The organism is Brevundimonas sp. GN22 (assembly GCF_054824005.1).
The window spans coordinates 1-5346 of sequence record NZ_JSYD01000102.1; the positions used below are offsets into that span (position 1 = coordinate 1).

Here is a 5346-nt window from a genome sequence, read left to right on the forward strand (position 1 = left end):
CGCGGGTGTCATATCGAGGGCGGTGGGGGGGTGGGTTATGCGTATCATCGAGCTGTTAGTGGACGGTCAGCGGATCAAGCTGACAACAGACGAAAATGTGACCCGCGCGATTGTCGTCGGCGACCTGAAGCCGGCGACCCGCGTTGTCATCTGGGAACATGACGAGGAGGTTTTCGTCGGCGCTGCGATGGACGATCCGCAGCTGCGGGCGCTGTTTCCGCCAGAGATGCTTCCTGCAGTGCCCGGCACACAGAAGATTACTCCTGTTTCGCAATATGCGGCGGCGGCTCCAGAGAATGCGCTAGCAGCTGTGCCTGCTCTCCTTGAAGAGCAGCCCGTGGAGGCAGAACCGGTTCGTGTCACCCGCGTGCACGAGACACCCGTCGTCAATTCGGCAGATGCGGACCAAGAGGCTTTCGAGCGTCGCTTGGAGGCTGCTCGCCGGTTTCATGAACGGATGGATCGCGCGAAGGCACAGTCATCCTCGGCCCCGGTTGAGGCTAAGCCGGCTCGGGTCACCCGCGTGCAGGACGCGCCAATCGTCAGGGCGTCGGACGCGACAACCGAAGAGAGTTTGCAGCGTCGATTAGAGGCTGCTCGCCTGTTGCACGAACAGATGGATCGCGAGCAAGCACAGCAAGTCGCGATGTCCTCTGGGGCCAAACCCCGTCCTTGGCGACACTGGGTGGCCAAGCTGATTGACCTTCCTTTTCTCGTATTTGCAGCCACCCTAGCCGGAGCGTTGCTCGGCGGAGGCTTCTGGCCGGACCAGCCCGCCGCGATTGTCATCATCTCGATTGGGATGATCTTTGTTATCGAGGCTCTGATCATGCGGGTTTTTGGAGCTACCTTGGGTAAGGGACTGCTCAATATCCAGGTCCGCAAAAACGGCCGCCATATTGGGTTCTTTGCGGGAATAGGCCGCAGTCTCCAGTCGCATATCGTCGGCGCTGGAGCCTGGATACCGATCATCAGCATTGTGGTGATGCTGGGGGCGCGTACCCGCATGCTCGAAGCGGGTCGTAGTGCCTGGGATCTTGGTGCAGGAAATCAGGTCACCTATGGCAAGATTGGGTTCTTGCGGGCAGTGGGCATCATAGGCTTTTTCGTTCTGGCGTATCTGTTGTTGGCAGCGGCTGGCGGACTGTAAGTCCGTCGCCTTGGGGAAGGTAGCGGGGCGCGAATGTACAAGATCGGGTTCAGGATTGATGGCCAGACGGTAGTTCTGTCCAGCGACGACAGTGTCCGTCACGCCATGTTGCGCGGCGATCTAAGACGCGACACCCGCGTATTCGTGGAAGATGACGACAGGGAGGTCTTTGTCGGACCTGCCGAGGATTTTGGTTGGCTGAAAGCGCGCTTCGAGGAAGTTTTCCCCGCGCCGGTCGTAACTGAAGCCGAAGTTGTCGAAGAACAGCCTGAGGTGGTCGCTCCTGCGCCCGCTCCGGTTGCCTCCGAAGATAAAAGCCCCGCCGAAGAGCCTGTCCAGCCGCCTGTCAGCGCCGCTGCGGGACAAACTCCGCAACCTGCGGAACCGCAACTGAACGTCGCGCCCGTGGCTCGCGCCAGCACCGGGAAATCTTCGACCGGACCGGTGTTGGCTCTGCTCGGGGCGTTTGTCGGTATCGTCGTTTTCGTCTTCTGGATGGTGGACAACAACAGAAGCTATGAACCCTATGAGGCCGTGCAGTCCGAGCCGGCTGCAGTGGCAGAGGCTGAGCCCGCCTATCCGGTTCTTGAAACCGGAAGGATGTACAGTTTCCCGCAGACTCCCGAAGCGGGCCGGGTGTTTCAGGTCGGTGACCTGCTGGTGGAACTATCTTCGGCCTACACCGATGGGTACGCGTCTCCGGTTCTCAAGCTCACTGATCCCGAGGGGCAGGTCTTCGCTTTGACGGGTGATGGCCAGTTCGAGCACGCAGAGTTTGGAGTGGGTGATCTGGATGGTGGGGGCAGAGCCGATGACCTGATCTTCACCAGTTTTTCGGGCGGGGCTCACTGCTGTTACGCGATCAGCGTCGCCACCAAACATAATGGCCAGTGGCGCAATGTCGATTTCGGGATGTGGGATGGTGCAGGTCTTGATGGCTTCCCGACCAATCTGGGCGGGGATGCTGCGCCGGAGTTCCGCGCCTATGACAACAGCTTCCTTTACGCATTCGCTTCCTACGCCGAAAGCGCGGCACCGGTGCAAATCCTGAAGCTGCGTGGAGGCCAGATGGTGGATGTGTCCACCGATCGCGCCTATCGGCAGGAGCACGTAAACCGCATGGCCCAGTTGGAGCCGTCCTGTCGCAATGGCCAGAACGGCGCGTGCGCGGCCTATTTAGCATCCGCAGCGCGCGCCGGATCCATGTCTCCCGCATGGGCCGTTATGCTCCAAAGCTATACGAACACTGATTGGATATTGCCGACCGCCTGTCTCATTCCGACAAATGACGCCTGTCCGGCCTCGATGGAGGTCGCGTTTGAAACCTATCCCGAGGCGCTTCAGCACTTCCTGGGCGAGCGGGAGTACGCCTCCCAAGCCTATGTTTCCGGCAAGCAATGGAACGGTAAGCCGTCATTTGATTGCACGGGCAATCTCGGCGAGGTGCTGGGACTGGTCTGCGATACGCCCTACCTGCGGATGCTCGATCACCAACTCGCGCAGGCCTACACCAAGGCGATGGCGTTCAGCAGGGATCGCATTGCGCTTCAGCGCACGCAGCAGGAGTGGATCGCCCTGCGCAATAGCCAACCTGCCGACCTCGACACGATATCCTACCTCTATCAGGCACGTATCAGCCAACTAACGGGCAACTGATCGCTGCGGCCCTAAGCGGGTATTGAGCAGGTTCTAACTGGTAACGACAATAAATGGCGACCCCGGGAGGACTCCAACCTCCGACCTCGGCTTTAGGAAAGCCTTGCTCTATGCAGCTGAGCTACGGGGCCACTGTTGGGGTGAGTAGTGGACCTCGGCGCGGGATGGAAGCCCCTCGCGCCGGAGTGGGCGGATTTTCTGTGAAATTCCGAACAGGAGCGACCCGTTCTGTCCATACGATTTTGTAGTTAACCTTTGTGGTTAAGGTGCATTAACCTACTAGATATGGTATAGAACAAACCCCGAATCAGTCGGTGTCTCTGATTCGGTCATGATTCGTTCGCGCCGTGTTTCGACGCTTGGTAACGGGTCGTTCATTCTCTCTCTAAAAGTCGTATTTCGGGCGGTTGTGGGCAGACTTCGTTCTGGCCTTGGGGTCTGCATGTGCTAGGGCAGGCGGGTCATGAGTGATCGTTCCACTGGCCTTGCGCCCTCGCGCATCACGGCCATCCTCGGCCCGACCAATACCGGCAAGACCCACCTGACGGTCGAGCGGATGCTGGGCCATGCGTCGGGCATGATTGGCCTGCCGCTGCGTTTGCTGGCGCGCGAAGTTTACGACCGCATCGTCAAACAACGTGGCGCGGCCTCGGTGGCCCTGATCACCGGCGAGGAAAAGATCGTCCCGCCGCGCCCCGCCTATTTCGTTTGTACGGTCGAGGCCATGCCGCTGGAGCGGCAGGTGGATTTCCTCGCGGTCGATGAAATCCAACTGGTCGCCGACCCCGAGCGCGGGCATGTGTTCACCCAGCGCCTGCTGCATGCGCGCGGGCGGTTCGAGACCATGTTCCTGGGCGCAGGCACGATGGAGCAGCTGATGCGGCGTCTGGTGCCGGACGCCGAGATCGTCACCAGAGATCGTCTGTCAGTGCTGTCCTATGCGGGGTCGAAGAAGATCACCCGCCTGCCACACCGCAGCGCCGTGGTCGCCTTCTCGACCGAGCGGGTTTACGCCATCGCCGAACTGCTGCGTCGCCAACGGGGTGGGGCCGCGGTGGTGATGGGTAGCCTGTCGCCCCGCACCCGTAACGCGCAGGTCGAACTGTTCCAGTCGGGCGAAGTCGATTTCCTTGTCGCCACCGATGCCATCGGCATGGGTCTGAACATGGATGTGGACCACGTAGCGTTCGCAGGACTGAAGAAGTTCGACGGTCGCCGCACTCGATACCTGTATGCCAATGAGATGGCCCAGATCGCGGGCCGCGCCGGTCGCCACATGCGCAACGGCACCTATGGCGTGACCGCCGAGGCCGAGGAACTGGACGAGGATCTGGTCGAACAGATCGCCGAGCATCGCTTTGATCCGGTCGAAGCGGCCGAGTGGCGTAATGCGCGACTGGATTTCGATACCTTGCCAGATCTGTTGCGTTCGCTTGAGAAGACGCCGGATCGGGCGGGCTTGCGCCTGACTTTGCCGTCATTGGACGAAGTGATGCTGCGCCGTCTGTCGCAGGACGAGGAGGTCAAGAAGGCCGCCCGATCGCGCGGTACACTGATGCGCCTCTGGGAAGCCTGCCAACTTCCGGATTTTCAGAAGACGACGACGGACGAGCATTCGCGGCTGGCCAAGGAGATATTCAGCGCCCTGACGACGGGTCACGGGCGTTTGCAGAACGACTGGATTGCCCCGATTTTTGCTGATCTGGACCGAGATGACGGCCAGATCGATCAGGTTTCGGCGCGGTTGGCGGGCGTTCGCACGCTGGCCTACATCGCCAACCGCCCTGACTGGCTGCATAATGCCAAGGAATGGGCTGAAAAGACCAAGGCGCTTGAAGAGCGTCTGAGTGATGTGCTGCACGAAAAGCTGACGGCGCGGTTTGTGGACCGTCGCACTTCAGCGCTCATGCGGGTTTTGAACGACAGCGCCGAAGTCTCTGCCGGCGTGGCAGAGGATGGCGAGGTCACTATTGAGGGCGAGGTCGTTGGCCGGCTGGAGGGGGTGAAATTCACGCCTGATGCCGGTGGTTCGGCACTTGCGGATCGGGCGCTGCGTCAGGCAGCCACCCGCGCCGTCGCCCCGGAGATTGGACGGAGACTAAAGGTTTTGGCCAACGAACAAGACGCGGGTTTCACGCTGGATGCGGACGGTTCTGTCCGTTGGCAGGGGGCTGTGGCGGCCAAGGTCGTCAACGATGATGTCTTCCACCCGCGTGTGCACCTGATCGGCGATCTGGGCGATGCGGCGGCGCGCGAGGCGGCGCAAAAGCGCATCGAGACCTGGCTGGCCGAGGAGGCGGGCCGCGCGCTGCGTGATCTGAAGCGTCTGAAGCGTGCGGTGGATGATGGAGTGTTGACCGGTCTGGTGCGCGGCATTGCATGGCAGATTGTCGAGGCGGGCGGCATCCTGCCGCGTGCCGAGGTGCGTGATGATCTGGCGGCTCTGTCGCCGGAAGATCGCAAGTCGCTGGGCAAGTTCGCCATCCGCATCGGCACCTATGGCGTTTGGCTGCCGTCAATGCTGAAGCCGCGGGCCATGA

Annotated in this window: 3 protein-coding genes and 1 tRNA gene; 3 read left to right on the plus strand and 1 reads right to left on the minus strand. The window is 61.1% G+C overall.

The features are described from left to right. Positions 1 to 37: 37 nt before the first annotated feature. Together OB03_RS12755 and OB03_RS12760 are read left to right on the plus strand one after the other, a co-directional pair. Complete coding sequence (locus OB03_RS12755; protein WP_461344399.1) at positions 38 to 1150, plus strand: RDD family protein; 1113 nt, start codon at positions 38 to 40, stop codon at positions 1148 to 1150. Positions 1151 to 1183: 33 nt separating this feature from the next. After that, positions 1184 to 2806: a lysozyme inhibitor LprI family protein gene (locus OB03_RS12760; protein WP_461344400.1), complete on the plus strand. Its 1623-nt coding sequence runs from the start codon at positions 1184 to 1186 to the stop codon at positions 2804 to 2806. Between the two features lie 54 nt (positions 2807 to 2860). Here OB03_RS12760 and OB03_RS12765 read toward each other — a convergent pair. Then, a tRNA-Arg gene (locus OB03_RS12765) sits at positions 2861 to 2937 on the minus strand. A gap of 332 nt (positions 2938 to 3269) precedes the next feature. On the opposite strand from OB03_RS12765, the gene OB03_RS12770 reads away from it, so the two are divergent. Further along, on the plus strand, positions 3270 to 5346 hold a 2077-nt coding region (locus OB03_RS12770), incomplete at its 3' end, for a helicase-related protein (RefSeq protein ID WP_461344401.1).

Excerpts from the sequence above, each read along its gene's own strand:
- OB03_RS12755 (WP_461344399.1), top strand. The coding sequence starts at position 38 with ATGCGTATCATCGAGCTGTTAGTGGACGGTCAGCGGATCAAGCTGACA.
- OB03_RS12760 (WP_461344400.1), top strand. The coding sequence starts at position 1,184 with ATGTACAAGATCGGGTTCAGGATTGATGGCCAGACGGTAGTTCTGTCC.